Source organism: Paracoccus laeviglucosivorans (assembly GCF_900182695.1).
Classification (GTDB): domain Bacteria; phylum Pseudomonadota; class Alphaproteobacteria; order Rhodobacterales; family Rhodobacteraceae; genus Paracoccus; species Paracoccus laeviglucosivorans.
In genome coordinates, this window is the sequence record NZ_FXTK01000002.1 from 337,165 (window position 1) to 357,380 (window position 20,216).

Sequence of the window (20,216 nt, forward strand, 5' to 3'; positions counted from 1 at the left end):
GAAAAAGGCGCCGGATTGCGGCGCCTTTTTGTGCTTAGGCAGGGATCGCCTGCGACATCGACCGCGCCGCCGCGATCAGCGTGGGCGCGAAACGCTGGATCAGCGTATCTTCGTTATAGCGAAACCGCGACGCCCCCAGGCTGACGGCTGCGATCAACTGCCCGTCGGGCGAGATGATGGGTGCCGCGATCGAGATGTCACCGGAATAGATCTGCTCCTCGACCAGCGAAAAGCCACGATCACGCACCTGACGGATGCGGTCCCAGATTGCGTCCGGCTGATAGACCGTCTTGCCGGTGAATGCGCGCAGGTCCGAACGGTCCAGAACCTCCTGGACCTTCGTGTCATCCATCAGCGACAGCAGGGCAAGACCGCCTGCCGTGCAAAAGGCGGGAAGGCGGCTGCCGATGATGACGTCGGTATCCAGCACGTTGGGCGACAGATAGCGCGAAAGATAGATGATCTCGGTATCGTCCAGAACCGTCAGAGAGATCGTCTCCTCGGTCGTGCGGTTCAGGTGCGACAGATAGGGATGCGCGCGCAGCACAAGCGGGCTGGAGCGAGTGTATTGATAGGCCATGTTCAGCGCCTTTGGCGTCAGCTCATACGCCTTGCTGCGGTGGTCTTTGCGCAGATAGCCCAGCTTAGACAGGGTATGCGTGAAACGCTGCGTGGCGGATCGGTCCAGCCCGGTCCGGTCCGCAAGCTGCGTCAGGGTCTGGCGCGGATTGGCCGCATCGAATGTGCCAAGAATGCGAAACGCCTTCTCGACCGCCCGCACCATAAGCGGGTCATCTTTTTCTTCCGTCATCGCCTACCTGTTGCACGGCTGCTCATTGACAATTCTAGTCCATCTCATTCTAATGTCAATAACTGTTATCGCATTGCGATAAAAAAACTCAAAACACGGAGAGTTTCGGGTGTTTGATTGGGAAGGTGACGGTTTCCTGCATCTTATGGCGCAATGCGCCAAAGAGAAACCGGATCGTGTGTTCGCAACGGAATTCGCGCATGAAGGGCTGATCACGCATCGGCTGGCCGATATTCTGCGCCGTGCGGACCGGTTGGCGGCGGGTCTTGCAGAACGCGGCATCGGCAAGGGTGATCGCGTCGCTTGCATGATGGAGACGCATAGCGACTATATCTGCGCCGTTCTGGCCGTCGCACGTCTGGGTGCGATCTGGGTTCCGGTCGGCACGCGGCTGATGCCCGCCAATCTGGACTATATCTTTGCCGAAGCAGGCGTACAGCTTGTGCTGGCCGAAACGGCGCTGGCCGAGGTCGTGGCACAGGCAGGACATCCCGATCTGGCAGTGATCCAGCGCGGGGAAGGCGGGCTGGACGCAGTGCTGGGTTCCGATCATCCCCTGCCGCTGGTTGATGTGCTGCCCAGCGACATCCTGATGATCAGCTTCACCTCGGGTACCACCGGGCGGCCGAAATCGGTTCCGGTGACCCATGCGATGATGCGCTTTTCCGCCGAGGCCGCCGCACGTTCCAGCCAGTCCGAACCCGGCGCAGTGCTGTATGTCTGGGAGCCGTTCCACCATATCGGCGGCGCGCAACTGATCGTGCTGCCCCTGATCCGTGACGTGACGCTGGCCTTGACGCAACGCTTCACCGCCTCGGGGTTCTGGGATCAGGTCCGGGCCTGCGGGGCGACGCGCATCCATCATCTGGGCGGCATCCTGCAGATGCTGCTGAAGCAGCCGCCCAGCCCGCGCGACCGCGACCATCCCGTCACCGTCGCATGGGGCGGGGGCTGCACGGCGGATGTCTGGGCCGCGTTTTCGGAACGCTTCGGCGTGCGCATGGTCGAGGGCTATGGCATGACCGAGGCCTCGAGCCTGACGACGATCAACGATGAAGGACTGCCCGGCTATGTCGGCCGCGCGCTGCCTTGGTTCGACGTGCGGATACTTGATCCCGAAGGCCACGAGGTTCCGCGCGGCACACGCGGCGAGATCGTGGTGGCTCCGATCGGCAAGGGCGCTGCGGCACTGTTCACCGGCTATCTGAATTCCGAATCCGCCACGCGCGAAACGCTGCGCAACGGTCGCCTACATACCGGCGATCAGGGCGAAATGGACGCCGATGGCCGCGTCCGCTTTCATGGCCGGCTGAAGGACACCATCCGCGTGCGCGGCGAAAATGTATCCGCCTGGGAGGTCGAGCATGTCGTCGAACAGCATTCCGCCGTCGCCGCCTGCGCCGTGATCCCCGTCAAAGCCGAGATCGGTGAGGCCGACATCAAGCTGTTCATCCAGCTTGCCCCCGGCATCGACGCCAATGGCGCCGAGATTTTCGACTGGCTGCGCACCCGTCTGGCCCCGCACCAACTGCCCCGCCACATCGCCTTTATCCCCGCGTTCGAGCGCACACCAAGCCAGCGGATCATGAAGCACACGCTTGATGCCACGCCCGCGGGCGACTGGATCCGCACCTGAGAGGAGACTGAAATGACCGACCACATCCTTGAAAAGATGGAAGGCAGCGTGCTTGTCATCACGCTGAACAAGCCCGCCAAGCTGAACGCCTGGGACAAGCCCATGCGCGACGATCTGGTGACGGCGATCCTGCGCGCCTCGAAGAACCCGCAGGTCGAGGCGGTGGTGCTGACCGGCGCCGGCGACCGTGCGTTCTGCGCCGGGCAAGACCTGAACGAAGGCAAAAGCTTCGACGCCGACCGCGCCGAATTGTGGATCGAGGAATGGCGCACGCTTTACAACGCCATTCGCCGTTTCGAAAAACCCTTTGTCGCGGCGCTGAATGGCATTGCGGCGGGCTCGGCCTTCCAGGTCTCGTTGCTGGCCGATTTCCGCATCGGGCATTCCGGGTCGCGCATGGGCCAGCCCGAGATCAATCAGGGCATTGCCAGCGCCACGGGCTTCTGGATCCTGCGCGAGATGCTGGGCCTGACCCGCGCCATCGATCTGGTGCAAACCGGCCGCATCCTTGAGGCCGAGGAATGCCACCGTCTGGGCCTGATCAACCAGATCGTGCCGCAGGATCAGGTCATGGCGCGCGCGCTGGAATTCGCCCGCGAACTGGCCGCGAAGCCCAAGCTGGCCTATGCCTTCAACAAGCAGCGCATCTGCGCCGCGACGCAGGCAGGCTTTGACGAGACGTTCGAGCTGGCCCGCCAGATCCACCGCAAGGCGTTTGAGGCAGGCGAGACGCAGGCCCAGATGCAGAAGTTTCTGGACCGCAAGGCGGGCTGAAACGAAAAAGGCGCCGGAAAAACCGGCGCCTTTCCATTTGATTTGTTCCGATGGATCAGAATTCGATGCCTTCGGGGATCTTGGTGGTGTCCATTCCGGCGGCCTTGAAGCCTTCGATCAGCAGCGGGGCGATCGACTGGTCGGCCCGCTTTTCCTCGCCCCATTTCTGGATGAAGTCGCGCAGACGACCGTCGCCATCCTTGCGCAGACCTGCGGCGGCGGGGATGCCTGCGGGCGGCGTGGGAACGGTGTAGCCCGAGAAGACCTGCGGCGCAGTCGAGAAGGTCTGCAGGCAGATCGGCAGTTCCTGCAGCAGGTAATCGGCGCGGCCCGATTGCACGGCCATGACCGACTCGCTCATTTCCTTCAGGGTCATGATCTTGGCTTCGGGCACGTCGGTTTTCAGGAAGTTCGTCTGTGCCGTGCCGGTCACCATGGCAAACGTGCTGTCGGGCGTGTTGTAGTCCTGCCAAGTGGGCTTGGTTTCGGCTTTCTTGCCCGCGATCACGCAATCGGTCATGCGATAAAGGGGGCCCGCCATGTCCAGCGCCTTCTTGCGTTCCTCGGTCGCGGTCATGCCGGGAAAGATGTCGATGCGGCCTGCCTGCAGATCCAGCACAACGGTCTGCCACGTGGTTTCATGCCATTTCACGGCCAGCGGCTTGCCCATTTCCTTGGAAAGATCGGCAACCATCTGGCGGCAGACATTCGGGCCATAGCCTTCATAAACCAGATCGCTGCCGGTATAGAACGAAGTGGGCTTATAGGAATGGATGCCGCCGCAGGTCACTTCTCCGGTGCGTTCGATCTTGTCCCACAGTGCTTCGGCAAGGCTGGGCGTGGCGGCAGCGGTCATCAGGGCCGCGACGGCGGCCAGCTTGAAGGTCATGTCATTCTCCCGTTGGTATTGCGTCGCCTTTGGCGCCGCCTGTTCCCATGCTTCCTACCAGATCAGCGGCTAAGCAAGGAATATCTTGCATGGCATATGTTAAAATCGCCGTATTAACCAGAAAATGCCCAATTAAGCCACTTAAGTTATCGAAATGCGATAATATATAGGTGAAATTTACTGCAAAATGCGATTCGTTATCTTTCAGCTATGGATTTTTGGCGCAGGCCGCGCATAAGGTGACGACATAGCCCGGCCCACGAACCGGGAATCCGAAGGTGATGCCGATGGCCTCGCCTTTGCCAAGAACGGACGGAGGTTCCCGGATGTATGAATTCGACTGGTCGGTCGTTATGGACCCCCAGCTTTGGCTTAGCGCGGTCGGTGTGACGGTCGCCTATGCGGTCGTGACCTCGATCGCGGGTCTGCTGATCGGCGTGGTGCTGGGGCTTGCGCTGGTGTCGCGTATCCCGGTGCTGGGCTGGATCATCCGCATCTATATCCATGTGTTCCGCTGCACGCCGCTGTTGGTCCAGATCGTCTGGTTCTTCTATGCGCTGCCGATGATCACCGGATGGACGCTGCCCGACTGGTTCGCCGCCGGGCTGGGCCTGACGCTGTATATGGGCGCCTTCTCGGCCGAGATCTTCCGCGCCGGCGTCATCTCGATCGAAAAGGGGCAGTGGGAAGCCTCGACCGTCCTTGGCTTTTCCTATTGGACCAAGATGCGTCACATCATCCTGCCGCAGGCCACGCGGCGCATGATCCCGCCCATCGTCAGCCAGGCGATCCTGCAGCTTAAAAACACGTCGCTGCTGTCGGTCGTGGCGGTCCCGGACATCATGTATGCGGCGGGCGGGCTGACCATGTCCACCTATCGCCCGCTTGAGGTCTATACCTTTGCGGCGCTGCTGTATCTGGTGGTGCTGACGCCGGTCACACTGCTCGCCAACCGTTTTGAACTGAAGCACTGAGGGGGCGGACATGATCGACGTCAGGAACCTGCGTAAAAGCTTTGGCACGCTGGAGGTGCTGAAGGGGATCGACCTTGAAGTCGCGGCGGGCGATGTCGCGGTGCTGATCGGCCCATCTGGCTGCGGCAAGTCCACGCTGCTGCGCTGTCTGAACCTGCTTGAAACCCCCTCGGCGGGGCGGTTGGAAATCGCGGGCCGCAAGCTGGAATTCGACGGCACGACCCGCGTGCCCGAACGTCAGCAGGCCGAATTCCGGTCCGCGACAGGCATGGTCTTTCAGAACTTCAACCTGTTTCCGCACATGACCGTGCTGGAAAACGTGATGTCCGGCCCGCTGTTGAATGGCCTGAAATCAAAGGCCGAGGCGAAGAAGCTGGCGCTGGCGCTGCTGGATCGCGTCGGGCTGTCGCAAAAGACCGACCTTTACCCGCGCCAGATCTCGGGCGGTCAGGCGCAGCGTGTGGCGATTGCCCGTGCGCTGGCATTGGAGCCGAAGGTGATGCTGTTTGACGAACCGACCAGCGCGCTGGACCCCGAACTGGTGGGCGAAGTGCTGGAGGTCATGCAGTCGCTGGCCCGCGATGGCACCACGATGATCGTCGTGACCCATGAAATGGGCTTTGCCCGCGAAGTGGCGTCCAAGGTCGTCTTCATGGAGGGCGGGCACGTGCTGGAAAGCGGCCCCCCAGCCGAGGTGCTGGGCGCTCCACGGACGGAACGGCTGCGCAGTTTCCTTTCCAAAGTCGAACATTGATTTCAGGATCCAAGATGCAAGCGACAGATCTTCACGGCATGTTCCCCGCACTGCCGACCCCCCTTGATGCCGACGGCAAGCTGGACCTTGCAGCCCTTGCCACGCTGGTCGAGACGAATATCGCAGGCGGTGCGCGCGGCCTTGTGCCCATGGGCGGAACCGGCGAATTCACTGCGCTGTCGCATGACGACCGGGTGGCCGTGGTGCGCGAGACCGTGCGGCTTGCTGCCGGTCGCGTGCCGGTCGTGCCCGGTGTCGTCTCGCCCGGTCGGGCCGAGGCGCTGGCGACCGGCCACGCTTTCCGCGATGCGGGTGCGGCGGGGCTGATGCTGGTCACGCCCTTCTATGTCATCCCCAGTCAGGCGGGCGTGCAGGAATATTTCCGCAGCTACCGTGCCGAGGTCGGTCTGCCGCTGGTCTATTACGATGTGCCGTCGCGCACGGGTTTCGTCACGGCTGTCGAGACGGTGCGCGATCTGGCGGCGGATGGCACGATCATCGGCATGAAGGTCTGCAATACCGATGCGCATTACTTCAACCGTCTGGCGACCGCGCTTGAAGGCCGCATCGCGCTGCTGTCGGGCGATGACATGCTTTACGTGATCCATGCCATGCACGGCGCAGTGGGCGGCGTTCTGGCCAGCGCACCGATGCTGCCAGCCTATTGGACCGCGATCCACGACCGCGTCGAGGCGGGCGATTTCGCAGGTGCCATCGCCATGCATCGCAAGCTGATCCCGGTCTTTGACGCGCTGTTTGCCGAGGTCAATCCGGGTCCGCTGAAGCTGATGATGTCGCAGCTTGGCACGGATGTCGGCCCCGTATCGTTACCACTGCGCGCGCCGTCCGAGGCGACGCAGGCCCTGATCGCGCGCGCGGTGCAGGTCGTGCGTGCCGAAGCGATGGCCTGAATTGGGCGGCCCGTCCTTTCTTGATTTCGACGAAGCGCGGGTTCAGGCCCGCGCTTTCCTGCCTCGGGCTCTTTTCGACTATATAGACCGCGGAACCGAAGGCGAGGTCGCACTTCGCGCGCTGCATGACGGCTTTTCCCGCAGGCGCGTCGTGCCGCGTGTGCTGCGCCCGGTATCTGCGCCCGATCCCGCCACGACGCTGATGGGTCGCCGACACGATCTGCCCTTTGTCGTCGCCCCGACCGCCCTTGCGGGCATGGTGCGCTACGACGGCGAGGTCGCGATGGCCCGCGCCGCCCGCGACATCGGTGTGCCGTTTTGCGTCTCGACCCAATCATCGACCGCGATCGAGGCGATTGCCGCAGGTGCGCCAGGGGCCGATCTGTGGTTCCAGCTTTACGTCTGGCGTGATCGGGAACAGACATGGAAGCTGCTGGACCGCGTTGCCGCGCAGGGTGTATCGGTGCTGCTGCTGACGGTGGACACGCCGGCCTCGCCCAAAAAGGTGCATAACATCCGCAACGGGTTCGGGGTGCCGCTGCGACCCTCGGGCCGGCTGGCGCTGGATCTGGCGCTTCATCCGCGTTGGACCATCGGCGTGATGGGGCGTTACCGGGCGCAAAGCGGGCTGCCATCATATGCCCATTATCCCGGCGGCAAAGCGGTGACGCAGGCGATCAGCGATCCGCGTTTCGCGCTGGATATGGTTCTGGATGCCGCGTTTCTGGCCGAGCTGCGCCGCCGCTGGCCGGGACGGCTGATCCTGAAAGGCGTCATGGACCCGCGCGACGTGCAGATGGCGTTCGACGCGGGTTGCGATGCTGTGGTGGTGTCCACACATGGCGGCCGCAACCATGACGGCGCGGCCAACCCGCTGGAGATGCTGCCAGCGATCCGGCAGGCGGTTGGTCCCGGCCGGACGCTGCTAGCAGATAGCGGCGTCAGACGCGGCAGCGATGCGGCCAAGCTTTTGGCGGCGGGGGCCGATGGCGTGCTGCTGGGCCGCGCCCCGCTTTATGGGCTGGCGGCTGCGGGCGATGCGGGCGTTCGCCACATGCTTACGCTGCTGGCCGATGAATTGCGCGGCTTCATGGCCTTTTCCGGCGCGCCCGATCTGCGGGCGCTGGCCGGACTGGATTGGCTGGGCTAGGCCGGGAAAATCGCGCCGGGGTTCATCAGCCTCTGCGGGTCCAGATGATCCTTGATCCCGCGCATGATCGTCAGCCGCGCGGGATCGGCGCGCTGCGCTAACTCGCCCGCCAGCTTGCGCCCGATGCCGTGCTCGGCCGAGAACGTGCCGCCCAGATTGGTCACGATGTCGTGGACCATCCCCATCACATGCTTCACCGTCGCGGATTGGTCAGGAACCGCCGCCCAGTCGTCATGCGCGAAATGTGCGATGAAATGCACATTGCCATCCCCGATATGCGACACGATCAGGATGCGCGCCTGCGGATAGGCCGCCGTGACCGCATCCGAACAACGCGCGATCATCTGCGGCAGGCGGGCAGGGCGCACCGCCACGTCATGCGACAGACTGCGGCCATGCTGCTTGTTGGCATCCGACACGCCGTGCCGCACATGCCATATATCCGCCGCCTGCGTCTGGTTCTGTGCAAGGAAGGCGTCGGCAATCAGCCCCTCCTCGAAGGCGCTGGCCAGCCAATCCTCAAGCGCGGCTTGCAAGGGCGCTGTCGGATCGCTGGCCCCCAGTTCGATCATCAGCGACCATTTCGGCATGGTATCCAGCGGCAGGCGGCTGCGGGGGATATAGCGCAGCACCAGATCGACCTGATCGGCGGATAGCAGCTCGACCGCCTGAATCGCGGTGTCGAAACGTTCCTGCAGGCTGACCAGCAGCCGCACCGCGTCATCAAGCGCATCGACCGCCAGCCACGCATGGGCGCTGCTGCGAAGCGCCGGGTGAATGCGGAACGCGGCGGCGGTGACGATGCCAAGCGTGCCTTCGGCCCCGATGAACAGGTGCTTCAGGTCGTAGCCGGTGTTGTTCTTGCGCAATGCATCCAGATCGGTCAGCACGCGGCCATCGGGCAGCACCACCTCGATCCCGGCGACCATATCGCGCATGGGGCCATAGCGCAGCGCGCCGGTGCCGCCCGCATTGGTGGAGATCAGCCCGCCCAGTTGCGCGCTGCCTTCGCTGCCCAGATGCAGCGGCAGGCGGCGGCCATGTTCGGCAAGCGCGTCATGCAGCGCGGCCAGCGGCAGTCCCGCCTCGGCCACCACGATGTTGGACGGGGTGTCGATTTCGCGCAGCGCGGTCATGCGGCGCAGGCCCAGCACGATGCCCCGACCCCCCGGTTGCGGCGTAGCACCCCGGCAAAGGCCGGTATTCCCACCCTGCGGCACGACCGTGCGGCCCAATTGCGCACAAAGCCGCATGACAGCCGCCACCTCGGCGGTCGAACCGGGATAGACCGCAGCGACAGCGCCGCCATGCGCAATGTCCCACCAATCGGCCAGCACGGGTTCAAGATCGGCCGGATCGCTATGCACATGGTTCGCCCCGACAAGATCACGCAGGGCGGCGAGGAATTCAGCGTCGTTCATTTATCGCAATGCAATATATTTCATCTATTTGCGATAGTGCAATGTGTCTGTGCGATATTCAACCGGCAAATGTGTGGGCGCCGCTTAAGCCACCGAGCGTTTTTCGGAGCGTGCCTTTTCCCGCATCTCGGTCGGACGCAGCTTGTAGAACTCGCGGAACCATTTCGAGAAATGCGAGGTCGAGGCGAAGCCGACAGCTATTGCGATGTCGATGACGGGTTGTTCCGTGTAAAGCAGCATCTCGCGCGCGCGGTCGATGCGCAGGGACAGGTAATAGCGCGCCGGGTTCATTCCCAGATGGCTGCGGAACTGGCGTTCCAGCTGGCGTGCGCTGATGCCTGTGGTTGCCGCCAGATCCTCGATCTGCAGGGGGGTTTCCATATTGGACTGCATCAGACGGATAACGCGCTGCATCGTCAGGGGCAGGGCACCCATCTGTTGCAGCCGACCGCCCTGCTGGTTTTCATGGGCATCGCGGATGCGTTCGTGGTGGAACTGGTTTGCGACGCCGCGCGCCAGGTCCATGCCATGGCGGTCCGCGATGATGTGCAGCATCAGGTCCATCGCCGCAGTGCCGCCTGAACAGGTCAGGCGGTTGCGGTCGATTTCGTAAAGCGTGCCGGTGATGGTCAGTTGTGGAAAATCCTCCTCGAAGGCGGCGCGGTTTTCCCAGTGGATCGTGCAGCGATAGCCGTCCAGCAGCCCCGCCCGCGCCAGCAGATAGCTGGCGGTGGACAGCGCACCGATGGCCCGTCCGCGATGCGCGGCGCGGCGCAGCGCCCCCAGATAGGGGCGTTCGTTCTGCGGCTTGACCCGCATCCCGCCGCAGACGAACAGCGCATGACAATCCTCAAGCGCCTGATCGACCGGGCGTGCGGAAAACGGCATCCCGTTCGAGGCGATGACCGGCGCACCGTCAAGGCTGCACAGATCCCAACGAAACGCCTCGCGACCCAAAAGCCTGTTGGCCGAGCGCAGCGGTTCCGTGGCCGAGGCGAGGCTCATCATCGACATGTCGTCGATCATCAGAAAGGCGAAGCGCAGGGGTTCGCCCACGTTCTCATAAAACATCGAAGTGTCCCGCTTGCGATGTGCCATGATGGGCCAGCCCCGGCGCGTGCTGCAAGTCGGATCGTCAGACCGTCGCCAGACCGCCGGGCAGCCAGCCCTGCAATTCGGCCCAGTTCGGCTCAAGCTGACTGAAACGGTCCAGCCGCAATGAGCTGAGATCGGCGAAATCGCAGGCGCCATCGGTGACAAGCTGCGCCAGTGCCCGCCCGCTGGCTGGCGACAGGCCAAAACCCACCCCCGAAAGCGACCCTGCCGTCAGGTTGGCCCATGGCGCGGGCCGGTCCAGCACGGGGCGGCCATCCGGGGTGTTTTCGATGATGCCGCCCCAGCTGCGGATGACACGGGCATGGGCAGCCTTTGGCAAAAGCTGCGCCAGTCGCTTGGCGATGCTGCCTGAAAGCGGCGTCGAGGGGCGTGGCCCACCCGGCAGATCCTCGGTTTCGACCCATTCATGCGGCCCGCCGCCATAGGCAAGATTGCCGCGCAGGGTCTGGCGCCCATAAAGCCCGTTGCCGTCGATTCCGCCCAGCGGCATCAGGGGCAGGGGTTCGGTCACGATCATTTCGGCGCGGGCGGCGCGCATCGGAATGTCCACCTCAAGCAGCGCGGCAAGGCGGCTGGTCTGCGGACCTGCGGCAATGACAAGATGATCGCAGCCGAAGCTGCCCTGATCGGTTTCCACCGCCGTCACGCGATCGCCTGCCCGCTGAAAGCCCGTGACGGTGACGTGCTGCTTTACCCGCCCGCCGCGGTCGCGGATCGCCCAAGCATAGGCCTGCACCGTGCGGTGTGGGTTCGCGTGGCCGCCGAAATGATAATAGTGACCGGCAAAAACATTATCGCCTGCCAGCGGCACCAGATCGCGGACCTGCTGGGGGTCCAGTTCGTCGGCGTGGAAGCCCTGCTTGCGGGCGTTCACCACGGCACGACCGTAAAGCGTATACTGATCGGGCGACAGTGCGATGCGGATGCGGTTGGGCACGAATTCGGTCGGATAGCCCAAAAGCTGATCCATCATCGGCCAAAGCCGCTGCTCTTCGGCGAAAAGCGGACTGTGGTGGTGCGAACAGCCACCGCCATTGCGCCCCGACGCTTCCCACCCGACGATGCCGCGTTCCAGAACCAACACATCGACGCCAGCCTCGGCCAGCCAGAAGGCGGTAGAAAGGCCGGTGACGCCGCCGCCGATGACGACGACCGAGGCGCCCTTATTCGCTGACATGTTCTTTCTCCGTAGCAAGAGCCGCGACCGTGTATTTCGGTTCGACATCCCAGAAGGGCACCCATTGGCGCGGCATTCCGAACCAGCTGTCCCAGATTTCGGCGATGGCGGGGTCTTCGGGCGCGGTGGCGGCGGTCAGGGTCATCGGGCGCACCGGGCTGCGATAACCGGCAAGGGGAACGGCCCCCAGCGCCAGATCCTCTTGCAGCGCCAGAAGCGCCTGGATTTGTTCGCGGCAGCGGCGACCCTGACATGGCCCCATGCCCGCGCGGGTCAGGCGCTTGACCTGATCGGGATCAGGTGGGCCGTCGCCAAGGATCTGCGTCAGGCTGCGTGTTTCATTCGCGACGGGAGGCATCTTCAGATAGCGGGGTGGACGAACCTCAAGGATTTCGCGGGCCGTCACTTCCTCACATTGGCAGACGGGCATCTCGGCCAGCGCCTCGACGACGGTGGCGCGAACCCAATCCTTGCGATACCGGCCCATATCGGGGGCGTGGGGGGGCGTTGCCAGATCGGCCGGGGCGTGCTTCGACAGCCCTATGGCGGCAAGGGCCGCGTTGGCTGCCGCCTCGCCTTCTGACCGTGCAAGGGCGGGATCAGCGGATTTCGCGGCCCAGATGCCGGCGCAATCGCCCGCCGCCCGAATCCCCGCCAGCGTCGTCTGCAACCCTTTGTCCAACGTCGGCACAAAGCCGCTGCGGTCGTTGTCAAAACCGCAGCGTGCCCCCGCGGCTTGCAAAAGATCGATCATCGGCACCGCGCCGACGCCCAGCAGAACCGAGTCGCAATCGATCTGCCGGTCGCGCAGGATCAACCCTGTGACACCCCCCGCATCCGAGTTGACGCCGCGCGGGGCTTGCCCGCAGATGATTTCGACCCCGTGCGCCTGCAGTCCGGCTGCAAGCTGCGGTGCAAGCGGGGATGCGGCCTGTTCGACGACAGCGGTGATCTGCACACCTGCCGCCATCAAATCTTGCGCGGCTAGCAGCGCCTCGGGGCCAGAGCCGAGGATGACCGCGCGTTTGCCGTCAAAGGCACCGTATAGCCCTGCAAGCGTCGCTGCCGCCGAGGCACCCAGAACCCCCGGCAGATCCCAGCCCGGAAATGCCAGCCCCATATCACGTCGTCCGGTGGCCACGATGATCTGGTCGGCGCGGACATGATAGCTGCCCTGTTCATCGTCGATCAGCCCGGCAACCAGACCCGGCATCCAGCCCAGATTGGGCTGATTGCTGAAAAGCCCCCAGCACGCTGTCCCCAGACGGACATCCACGCCCAGCTCGAACAGTTCGACCAGATCAGGACGCGCCTCCAGCATCCGTTCGGTCATGGCGTTGCGGTTGCGCACCTGCCCGCCCATGCGGCCACCCCAGATCTGCGGCACGCTTTCGCCCATCACGTCGAATGGCACCGGGTTTTCATCGACCAGCATGACATCCGCGCCACCCTGATGGGCGCGGCGGGCTGCAGAGATACCTGCCGGACCGGCACCGATGACCAGAACTTGTATATGATGCGCGATTTCAAGGCGTTTGCCGGTGACCGAACGCGGGTCAATCGTCATCCGTGATCCTTTCCTTTGCTGGGGCGGCGTCTGTTGCAGATCGCGCCCTGACGGCTTGGCCCAATCCTTGACGACCGCGCGAATTGCCAAGGCCGCACATCCGACCTTGGACGCAATGAAAGCGACATTGCGGATGATGATAAGTGCGGGCAGCGTGTTGCATTGCCCCTGCGATCCCAAAAGAGGCAAATGTCATAGGTCAGCAAAGAGCGAACATGAATATAATATAACTATTTATTATCATGTATTTGCACTATGTATCCGCATTCTTCGTTTGCCGCGCGCGAAGGCGTTCCGCAAAAGCGGGTATATTTCGGCCGCCCGCGTGCAATGTCGAAAATATTTCGCTGCGTGTCGGAAATTGGTAGAGCAAGGCGGGGCAACTGTGGCTGTAATCAGGCCATGGGCGCTGCTTGGCCCATCCCCTCGCCACCGGCCACCGGCCCCGGAAGCTTTCGGAGAGATTTGATGGAGACGCTTCGGTTCGCGCTCGAAAATCTGCCACAGATCATGGACCGCACGGTTGAGCATGTCTCGCTGGTGGGTGCGGCCATCCTGATCGCGATAGCGACCGGCGTGCCTATCGGCATCGCCATCACCCAGAATGCAACGATCGCCAAGCGCGTCCTTTATGTCGCGGCCATCATCATGACGATCCCGTCAATCGCGTTCTTCGGTATCCTGATCCCGATCCTGTCACCCTTTGGCCATGGCATCGGCTATCTGCCTGCGCTGATCGCGCTGGTGTTCTATTCGCAGCTTCCGATCATCCGAAACACCTATACCGCGATCATGAACATCGACCCGGCGCTGCGCGATGCGGCGCGGGGCATGGGCATGACCGCGTTGCAAAGGCTGTGGCAGGTGGAAATTCCCATGGCCATGCCCGTCATCCTGAACGGGGTGCGCAATGCCGTCGTGCTGACCATCGCGATTGCCGCGATTGCGACCTATATCGGCGCGGGCGGGCTGGGCACCTTCATCTCGCGCGGGATTTCCCAGACCGACAGCCGCCAGTTGATCACCGGCGCGGTCGCGGTCAGCCTTCTGGCCATCGCCGCCGATCTTTTCCTTTTGCTGCTGCAACGGCTGCTGACCTCGCCCGGTCTGCGGACGCGCAATTGAACCACAGGACAAACGCATGATCCGTCTGGAAAACGTCACCAAGACCTTCGACAGCTACATGGCGGTGGACAATGTCAGCTTCGAAGTTCCCGAGGGGGAAATCTGCGTGCTGCTGGGCCCCTCGGGCTGCGGCAAGACGACCACCATGCGGATGATCAACCGTCTGACCGAACTAAGCTCCGGACGCATCCTGATCGGCGGCAGGGACATCATGGAGGTCGGGGCGACCGAACTGCGCCGGGGCATCGGCTATGTCATCCAGCAAATCGGCCTGTTTCCCAACAAGACGATCGAGGACAACATTTGCACCGTCCCCGACCTGCTGGGCATGGATCGCAAGGCGTCGCGCAAACGCGCGCATGAACTGCTTGAGATGGTGGCGCTGGACCCTGCCGTCTTTGCCAAGCGCTACCCCAAGCAGCTTTCCGGCGGGCAGCAGCAGCGCGTGGGGGTGATCCGGGCACTGGCTGCCGATCCGCCGGTTCTTTTGATGGACGAACCCTTTGGCGCCATCGACCCGATCAACCGCGCCGTCATTCAGGACGAATTCCTCAAGCTGCAATCGGCATTGAAAAAGACGGTGATATTCGTCAGCCATGATATTGATGAAGCTGTGAAAATGGCGTCGCGGATTGCGATTTTCAAAAGCGGCAAGCTGGTTCAATACGACACGCCCGACAATATCCTTGCCCACCCCGTCGACGATTTTGTTGCGGATTTCGTCGGCGGTGACCGCACGCTGAAACGGTTGCAGTTGGTCAAAGTGGCTGACGCCATGCAGGCCGATCCGCCGCGCGTTCTGGCCGAAACCCCGGTGGCCGAGGCGTTGGCCCTGATGCAGAAGCATGACCACCAGTCGGTGGTGATGACGGGGCCGCGCGGTCGGGCACGCGGACTGGTCCGGCGGGCGCAGTTGCAGGGCGCGCAGGGCATGGTGGGCGATCACTACGAACGCATTCCCTGCACGATCCAGGTTGACGACACGTTGCGCAATGCCGTGTCGATGATGTTCAGCAACGACCAGACATGGCTGGCCTGCGTCGATCAGGACGGTTTTTATCGCGGCTATCTGACCCAGCGCGGCATTACGCATCTGCTGGGCGCCACCTATCGGGACGCATGATGATGAAGGGCGCGCATCTGGCGAATTTCTCGATGCAGGCGCTGCGGCTTGCGGGCTATGCGCTGATCTTTCTGGCGGGCGTCTGGTTTCACTCCAGCGGCGCGCTGGAGGCGATGGGCGCATATGGCGAAGACATCCGTTATCTGACGGTCCAACATCTTCAATTGACCGCGATCTCGGGGGCGCTGGCGATCGTGATCGGCATTCCCATCGGAGTGCTGCTGGCGCGGCGGTCGCTGGGTGTCCTTGGCCCGGTGGTGGCGCAGGTCGTGAACCTTGGCACGACCATCCCGACGCTGGCGATCCTTGCGCTGGCGATGACCGTGATGGGCCTTGGCACGCCGCCCGCCATCTTTGGCCTGACGGTCCTGACGCTGCTGCCGATCGTTTTGAACACCATCGCGGGCATCAAAAGCGTGCCGCCTGCGCTGATCGACGCGGCGCGTGGCATGGGCATGACCGCGTGGCAGATCTTGTGGAAGGTCGAACTGCCCTATGCCCTGTTCGTCATCTTTGCCGGCATCCGCACCGCATTGGCAATCAATATCGGCACGGTGCCGCTGGCCTTCCTGATCGGCGGCGGCGGCTTGGGTGAGCTGATCTTTACCGGCATCGACCTGATGGAGCCGGGGCTGCTGCTGGCGGGCGCGATCCCGACTGCGGCGCTGGCCGTGGCCGTCGACCTGATCGGCGCACAGGCCCAATACTGGCTGGTGCCCAAGGGCATCAACCCGCTGCGCTGAACCAATAAAAACCAACAGTGGAGATAGAAATGAACCTGAAACGCCTTTTTGCCAGTGCCTTAGTCGCGCTTGGTCTGGCCGTTCCCGCCACCGCCGCGCCGCTTGTCGTTGGCGGCAAGAATTTCACCGAACAGCAGTTGATTGCCGAGATCACCTCGCAATTCCTGAAGGCCAAGGGGTTCGAAATCGACAAGCGGGCAGGTCTGGGCACCGCGCCGCTGCGTCAGGCGCTTGAGGCGGGACAGATTGATCTTTATTGGGAATATACCGGCACTTCGCTGATTACCTTCAACAAGATCGAAGATAAAATGGATGCCGAACAGACCTATGCCAAGGTCAAGGAGCTTGACGGCGCCAAAGGGCTGGTCTGGTTGAACCCCTCCAAGGTGAACAGCACCTATGCCATCGCCATGCGTGCGACGGATGCCAAGGAAAAGGGCATCGCGACCATTTCGGACCTCGCGGCCAAGATCAACGCGGGCGAGGAGCTGACCTTTGGCAGCAACGCCGAATTCTATGCCCGTCCCGACGGGTTGAAGCCGCTGGAAAAGCTTTACGGCTTTGAATATGGCCGCGCGAACGTCAAGCGGATGGATACCGGACTGGTCTATCAGGCGCTGAAGGATGGTCAGGTCGATAGCGGGCAGGTCTTCGCCACCGACGGTCGCATCCCGGCCTTTGACTTCGTGGTGCTGACCGATGACAAGGGCTATTTCCCCAGCTACGCCATGACCCCGGTGGTGCGTCAGGAAGTTCTGGACGCCAATCCGACGCTGACCGATCTGCTGAACGATCTGTCGGGCCGTCTGGATGACGCCAACATGACCGCGCTGAACAGTCAGGTCGATGTGGATAAGAAATCGGTCGAGGCCGTGGCCACCGAGTTTCTGAACACCCAAGGCATGATCTAAGCCCCCATGGCCCGCGAATTATCGCGGGCCATTTTTCGAAAGCCCCGACATGACCAGCCTGACAGTCGCCGCTGCGCAGATCGCTTGCCAGCCCGGCGATATTGCCGCCAATCTGGCGCTGCATCTTGACGCCATCTCGGACGCTCGGCGGTCCGGGGTGGCGCTGTTGGTGTTTCCCGAACTGTCGCTGACCGATTACCTCTCGCGGCCCGATACGACGCGTCTGGCGCGGCGGCTGGACGACCCCGAGCCCTTGGCGATTGCGCAGGCGGCCGCAGAGATGGTCGTGTCGTTCGGCATGATCCTGCGCGAAGGCGGCAATGTCTTTAATGCGCAGGTTCTGGTTTCCGGCAATAAGATGCACGTTCACCGCAAGCTGAATCTGCCGCGATATGGAAACCTTTGCGAAACAGATCATTATCTTGCGGGCAACACCTTAGAAATCTTCGAGACGGCGACGGGCCGCATCTCGACGCTGATCTGCGCCGATAGCTGGAATCCCGCACTGGTCTGGCTGGCAGCACATCAAGCGCCGGACATGCTGTTGCAGCCCATCGCCTCGGCCCGCGGTGCGGTGGGGGCCGAGTTCGACAATCCCGCAGGATGGCGCATCAATTTGCGTCACTCGGCGATGATCTATGGCCTGCCCACCATCATGTGCAATCATTGCAGCACGCGCGGCGGGCTGGATTTTTGGGGCGGTTCGCGCATCCTTGATGCGTTCGGGCGCGAACTGGTCGAACTGGACCACCAGCCGGGAATGGCCGTGGCCGAAATCGACACAAGCACGGCCAGACGTGCCCGCGCGCTTTTGCCGACGGTGCGCGATGCAAACCCGGCATTGGTGCGCGCACTGATGCGGGCAGGTGGGCTGGCCTAGGCCAGCGTCACCTTGATGTCCGATACCGCGCGGCTGGAGCAGGCAAGGATATAGCCCTGCGCCTGTTCCTCGGGCGTGATGCCGCCATTCGCGACCATGGCGACCTGCCCTTCGACCAGCCTGACCATGCACGTGCCGCACATCCCCTCGCCGCAGCCGCAGGGGATGATGACGCCGTGGCGCAGGCTGGCTTGCAGCACGCTTTCGTCGGGGCGTATCTGGATTTCCCGTTCGGCCACGGTCATGGCAAAGGCGGGACCGCCTGCCGCCACGGGTTCGGGTGTGGCTACGGGAACGGGTGCGCCGCCGAAGCTTTCCGTATGGAACTGCGCCTTGTCGCCACCCTCGGCGGCGTGGATCAACCTGGCCTCGGTCATGAAGCCTTGCGGGCCACAGCAGAACACCTCGCGCCGCCCAATATCCGGGATGGCTGTCGATAGCTGCGTCCGAGAGATGCGGCCGCGATAGCCGAACCAGCCGGGGGCAGGGCGGCTGACGCTGATCGCAACGGTCAGGTTGGGCATCCGCGCCTGCAATTGTGCCAATTCTGCGGCAAACAGCACCTCATCAGGGTCGCGGGCGGCGTGGAACCACGCCACATCTGCGAGCGGTTGGGTGTCGGCCAGATGCCGCAGCATGGCGATCATCGGTGTGGCCCCCGACCCGCCCGAGACAAAGGCCAGCCTGTCATTGCCGCGCAGGTCCAGCGTGAAATGGCCGCGCGGGCTGCGCGCCTGAATTTCCGCACCTTGGGTCAGATTGTCGTGCAGCCAGCGCGTCGCGCCGCCTTGGCCCTGCGCCTTGATCGTCAGATGCAGGTCGCCATTCGCCCCGCCCGAAATGGTGAAGGTCCGCCAAGCAGGCCCAAAGGGCAGCGGCACTTTCAGGACCAGCGCCTGACCGGGGGTATAGGTTATCGGAGCGGTCCCGCGCAGGCGGAAGGTGCGGATCGTCGGCGTCTCATGATCGACACCGATGCAGGTCAGGGCCAGCAGGCCGGGTTCGTTCTGCAGCATCATTCCGCAGCCATCCGTGCTGCAGGTCCGCCGATATGATCGGCCATCTTGCCCGCATACCAGTCCGCGAAGTTACGCAGCATGAATTCCGATGGTGCATAGGGACCGGGCCGGTAAGCCTTTGACAGGATGCCACGATGGTTGTTTTCCGCCAGAATGCGGTCTTCGTCATTGGTGGCGATCCAGACTTCGGTCAGGCGCTCAACATCGTAATCGACGCCTTCGACCGCGTCCTCATGCACCAGCCACGTGGTCTTGACCGCCGTGCGATTGGCGGAAAGCGGCAGCACGCGGAACTGGATGATGTGATCGGACAGGAAGTGGTTCCAGTTGTTCGGCACGCGGAACATGCGGACCGAGCCCAGATCCGGCTCAGTAAAATCGGCCACCAGCTTTTTGCAGGCCAGCCCGCCATCCATCGTGAAGGACAGGCAGTTTTCATTGAAGGGCAGGCGGATGCAGCGAAATTCCGTCCCGCCATCGGCGGGCTTGTGGGGCAGGCCCAGGCTGTCCCAGCGCGCGGTCGAACGATCCATAAGGCTTTGAAACTGCGCCGCGACCAAGGGATCGTCCGGCAGCGCGAATTCAACCAGCGTGACCAGCAATTCCGGGTGATTTCCCGCGCAGTGATAGCATTCGCGGTTGTTTTCGATCACCAGCTTCCAGTTCGCTTCCTCGACGATCGTAGTCGAAAACGCGACCTTGGTGCGGTCGGGCATATGCGGCGCGATATAGGGCGTGACGCCTGCCCGAAACGCGGCCAGCGAAGGCGGTTGGTCGCTGATGCAGACATAGACCATGCCGCAGATCACCTCGACATGCACCGGGGCAAGGCTGTGGGTGCTTTTGTCAAAGCTCTCTGGCATCTGGCGGGCGTTGATCAGCGTTCCGTCCAGCTCATAGACCCATTGATGATAGGGGCAGACCAGCCGATTGGCGCGGCCCTGTTCCTTTTGACAGATCATTGATCCGCGATGGCGGCAGCTGTTGTGGAACGCCACAACCTCGCCATCGCGGTTGCGCAGGATGACTACCGGGTTGTCTCCGATCTGCATGGTCACGTAATCGCCGGGGCGCGGAATTTCGGCCACACTGCAGGCAAACAGCCAGTCGGTTTCGAACACCGCCCGCATGTCGGCCCGAAAGATCTCCTCATCGACATAGAAGTCGCGCGGCAGCGAATGGCCGGGTTTCCGTTCCTGCAAAAGCCGGGCGATCCTGTCGTTGAGCATGTCGGT

19 protein-coding genes are annotated in these 20,216 nt (G+C 63.0%); 11 read left to right on the forward strand and 8 right to left on the reverse strand.

The window, feature by feature from the left end; genetic code table 11:
- Positions 1 to 34: 34 nt before the first annotated feature.
- The gene (locus FN835_RS03670; RefSeq protein ID WP_142661847.1) at positions 35 to 811 is read right to left on the reverse strand and encodes an IclR family transcriptional regulator; all 777 of its coding nucleotides are present in this window, start codon (positions 809 to 811) and stop codon (positions 35 to 37) included.
- Positions 812 to 920: 109 nt separating this feature from the next.
- On the opposite strand from FN835_RS03670, the gene FN835_RS03675 reads away from it, so the two are divergent.
- Together FN835_RS03675 and FN835_RS03680 are read left to right on the forward strand one after the other, a co-directional pair.
- Positions 921 to 2,447, forward strand: coding sequence for an AMP-binding protein (locus FN835_RS03675; RefSeq protein WP_221930391.1), 1,527 nt, complete (start codon positions 921 to 923; stop codon positions 2,445 to 2,447).
- Between the two features lie 12 nt (positions 2,448 to 2,459).
- Positions 2,460 to 3,221, forward strand: coding sequence for an enoyl-CoA hydratase/isomerase family protein (locus tag FN835_RS03680; protein ID WP_142661848.1), 762 nt, complete (start codon positions 2,460 to 2,462; stop codon positions 3,219 to 3,221).
- Between the two features lie 55 nt (positions 3,222 to 3,276).
- On the opposite strand, the gene FN835_RS03685 is transcribed toward FN835_RS03680, so the two are convergent.
- On the reverse strand, positions 3,277 to 4,110 hold the full coding sequence (locus FN835_RS03685; protein ID WP_142661849.1) for a transporter substrate-binding domain-containing protein: 834 nt from the start codon (positions 4,108 to 4,110) through the stop codon (positions 3,277 to 3,279).
- Between the two features lie 326 nt (positions 4,111 to 4,436).
- On the opposite strand from FN835_RS03685, the gene FN835_RS03690 reads away from it, so the two are divergent.
- From FN835_RS03690 to FN835_RS03705, 4 genes are read left to right on the forward strand one after another with little or no spacing between them, the layout of a single operon-like run.
- Positions 4,437 to 5,084, forward strand: coding sequence for an amino acid ABC transporter permease (locus FN835_RS03690; protein WP_142661850.1), 648 nt, complete (start codon positions 4,437 to 4,439; stop codon positions 5,082 to 5,084).
- Between the two features lie 10 nt (positions 5,085 to 5,094).
- Positions 5,095 to 5,838: an amino acid ABC transporter ATP-binding protein gene (locus FN835_RS03695; protein WP_142661851.1), complete on the forward strand. Its 744-nt coding sequence runs from the start codon at positions 5,095 to 5,097 to the stop codon at positions 5,836 to 5,838.
- Positions 5,839 to 5,852: 14 nt separating this feature from the next.
- On the forward strand, positions 5,853 to 6,749 hold the full coding sequence (locus FN835_RS03700) for a dihydrodipicolinate synthase family protein (protein ID WP_142661852.1): 897 nt from the start codon (positions 5,853 to 5,855) through the stop codon (positions 6,747 to 6,749).
- Positions 6,730 to 7,899, forward strand: coding sequence for an alpha-hydroxy acid oxidase (locus FN835_RS03705; protein ID WP_221930392.1), 1,170 nt, complete (start codon positions 6,730 to 6,732; stop codon positions 7,897 to 7,899). The genes FN835_RS03700 and FN835_RS03705 overlap by 20 nt, the downstream gene beginning before the upstream one ends.
- Here FN835_RS03705 and FN835_RS03710 read toward each other — a convergent pair.
- The 4 genes from FN835_RS03710 to FN835_RS03725 form a co-directional block, all read right to left on the reverse strand.
- Positions 7,896 to 9,320: an FAD-binding oxidoreductase gene (locus FN835_RS03710; protein WP_142661853.1), complete on the reverse strand. Its 1,425-nt coding sequence runs from the start codon at positions 9,318 to 9,320 to the stop codon at positions 7,896 to 7,898. The two genes, FN835_RS03705 and FN835_RS03710, sit on opposite strands and share 4 nt — an antisense overlap.
- A gap of 84 nt (positions 9,321 to 9,404) precedes the next feature.
- Entirely contained in the window at positions 9,405 to 10,391 is a 987-nt protein-coding gene (locus FN835_RS03715; protein WP_246098643.1) for a GlxA family transcriptional regulator, read from the reverse strand.
- Positions 10,392 to 10,455: 64 nt separating this feature from the next.
- The gene (locus FN835_RS03720) at positions 10,456 to 11,613 is read right to left on the reverse strand and encodes an NAD(P)/FAD-dependent oxidoreductase (protein ID WP_142661855.1); all 1,158 of its coding nucleotides are present in this window, start codon (positions 11,611 to 11,613) and stop codon (positions 10,456 to 10,458) included.
- Positions 11,600 to 13,180 (reverse strand): FAD-dependent oxidoreductase, encoded by a 1,581-nt coding sequence (locus tag FN835_RS03725; protein ID WP_142661856.1) that lies wholly within the window; start codon positions 13,178 to 13,180, stop codon positions 11,600 to 11,602. Before FN835_RS03725 ends, FN835_RS03720 begins: the two co-directional genes overlap by 14 nt.
- A gap of 468 nt (positions 13,181 to 13,648) precedes the next feature.
- Between FN835_RS03725 and FN835_RS03730 the strand changes: the two genes are divergently transcribed.
- The 5 genes from FN835_RS03730 to FN835_RS03750 are packed head-to-tail and all read left to right on the forward strand — an operon-like array spanning position 13,649 to position 17,962.
- On the forward strand, positions 13,649 to 14,305 hold the full coding sequence (locus FN835_RS03730; protein WP_142661857.1) for an ABC transporter permease: 657 nt from the start codon (positions 13,649 to 13,651) through the stop codon (positions 14,303 to 14,305).
- A gap of 16 nt (positions 14,306 to 14,321) precedes the next feature.
- The gene (locus FN835_RS03735; protein WP_142661858.1) at positions 14,322 to 15,428 is read left to right on the forward strand and encodes an ABC transporter ATP-binding protein; all 1,107 of its coding nucleotides are present in this window, start codon (positions 14,322 to 14,324) and stop codon (positions 15,426 to 15,428) included.
- Positions 15,425 to 16,171 carry an ABC transporter permease gene (locus FN835_RS03740; protein WP_246098644.1) on the forward strand — a complete coding sequence of 249 codons (747 nt, stop codon included), beginning with the start codon at positions 15,425 to 15,427 and terminating at the stop codon, positions 16,169 to 16,171. The genes FN835_RS03735 and FN835_RS03740 overlap by 4 nt, the downstream gene beginning before the upstream one ends.
- Positions 16,172 to 16,200: 29 nt before the next feature.
- Positions 16,201 to 17,082, forward strand: a complete 882-nt coding sequence (locus FN835_RS03745; protein ID WP_142661859.1) for a glycine betaine ABC transporter substrate-binding protein — start codon at positions 16,201 to 16,203, stop codon at positions 17,080 to 17,082.
- A 49-nt stretch (positions 17,083 to 17,131) separates the two neighbouring features.
- Positions 17,132 to 17,962 (forward strand): nitrilase-related carbon-nitrogen hydrolase, encoded by an 831-nt coding sequence (locus FN835_RS03750; RefSeq protein WP_142661860.1) that lies wholly within the window; start codon positions 17,132 to 17,134, stop codon positions 17,960 to 17,962.
- On the opposite strand, the gene FN835_RS03755 is transcribed toward FN835_RS03750, so the two are convergent.
- Both FN835_RS03755 and FN835_RS03760 read right to left on the reverse strand, forming a co-directional pair.
- Positions 17,959 to 18,981 carry an FAD-binding oxidoreductase gene (locus FN835_RS03755; protein ID WP_142661861.1) on the reverse strand — a complete coding sequence of 341 codons (1,023 nt, stop codon included), beginning with the start codon at positions 18,979 to 18,981 and terminating at the stop codon, positions 17,959 to 17,961. The two genes, FN835_RS03750 and FN835_RS03755, sit on opposite strands and share 4 nt — an antisense overlap.
- Positions 18,978 to 20,210, reverse strand: coding sequence for an aromatic ring-hydroxylating oxygenase subunit alpha (locus FN835_RS03760; protein WP_142661862.1), 1,233 nt, complete (start codon positions 20,208 to 20,210; stop codon positions 18,978 to 18,980). Before FN835_RS03760 ends, FN835_RS03755 begins: the two co-directional genes overlap by 4 nt.
- Between the last annotated feature and the right edge of the window lie 6 nt (positions 20,211 to 20,216).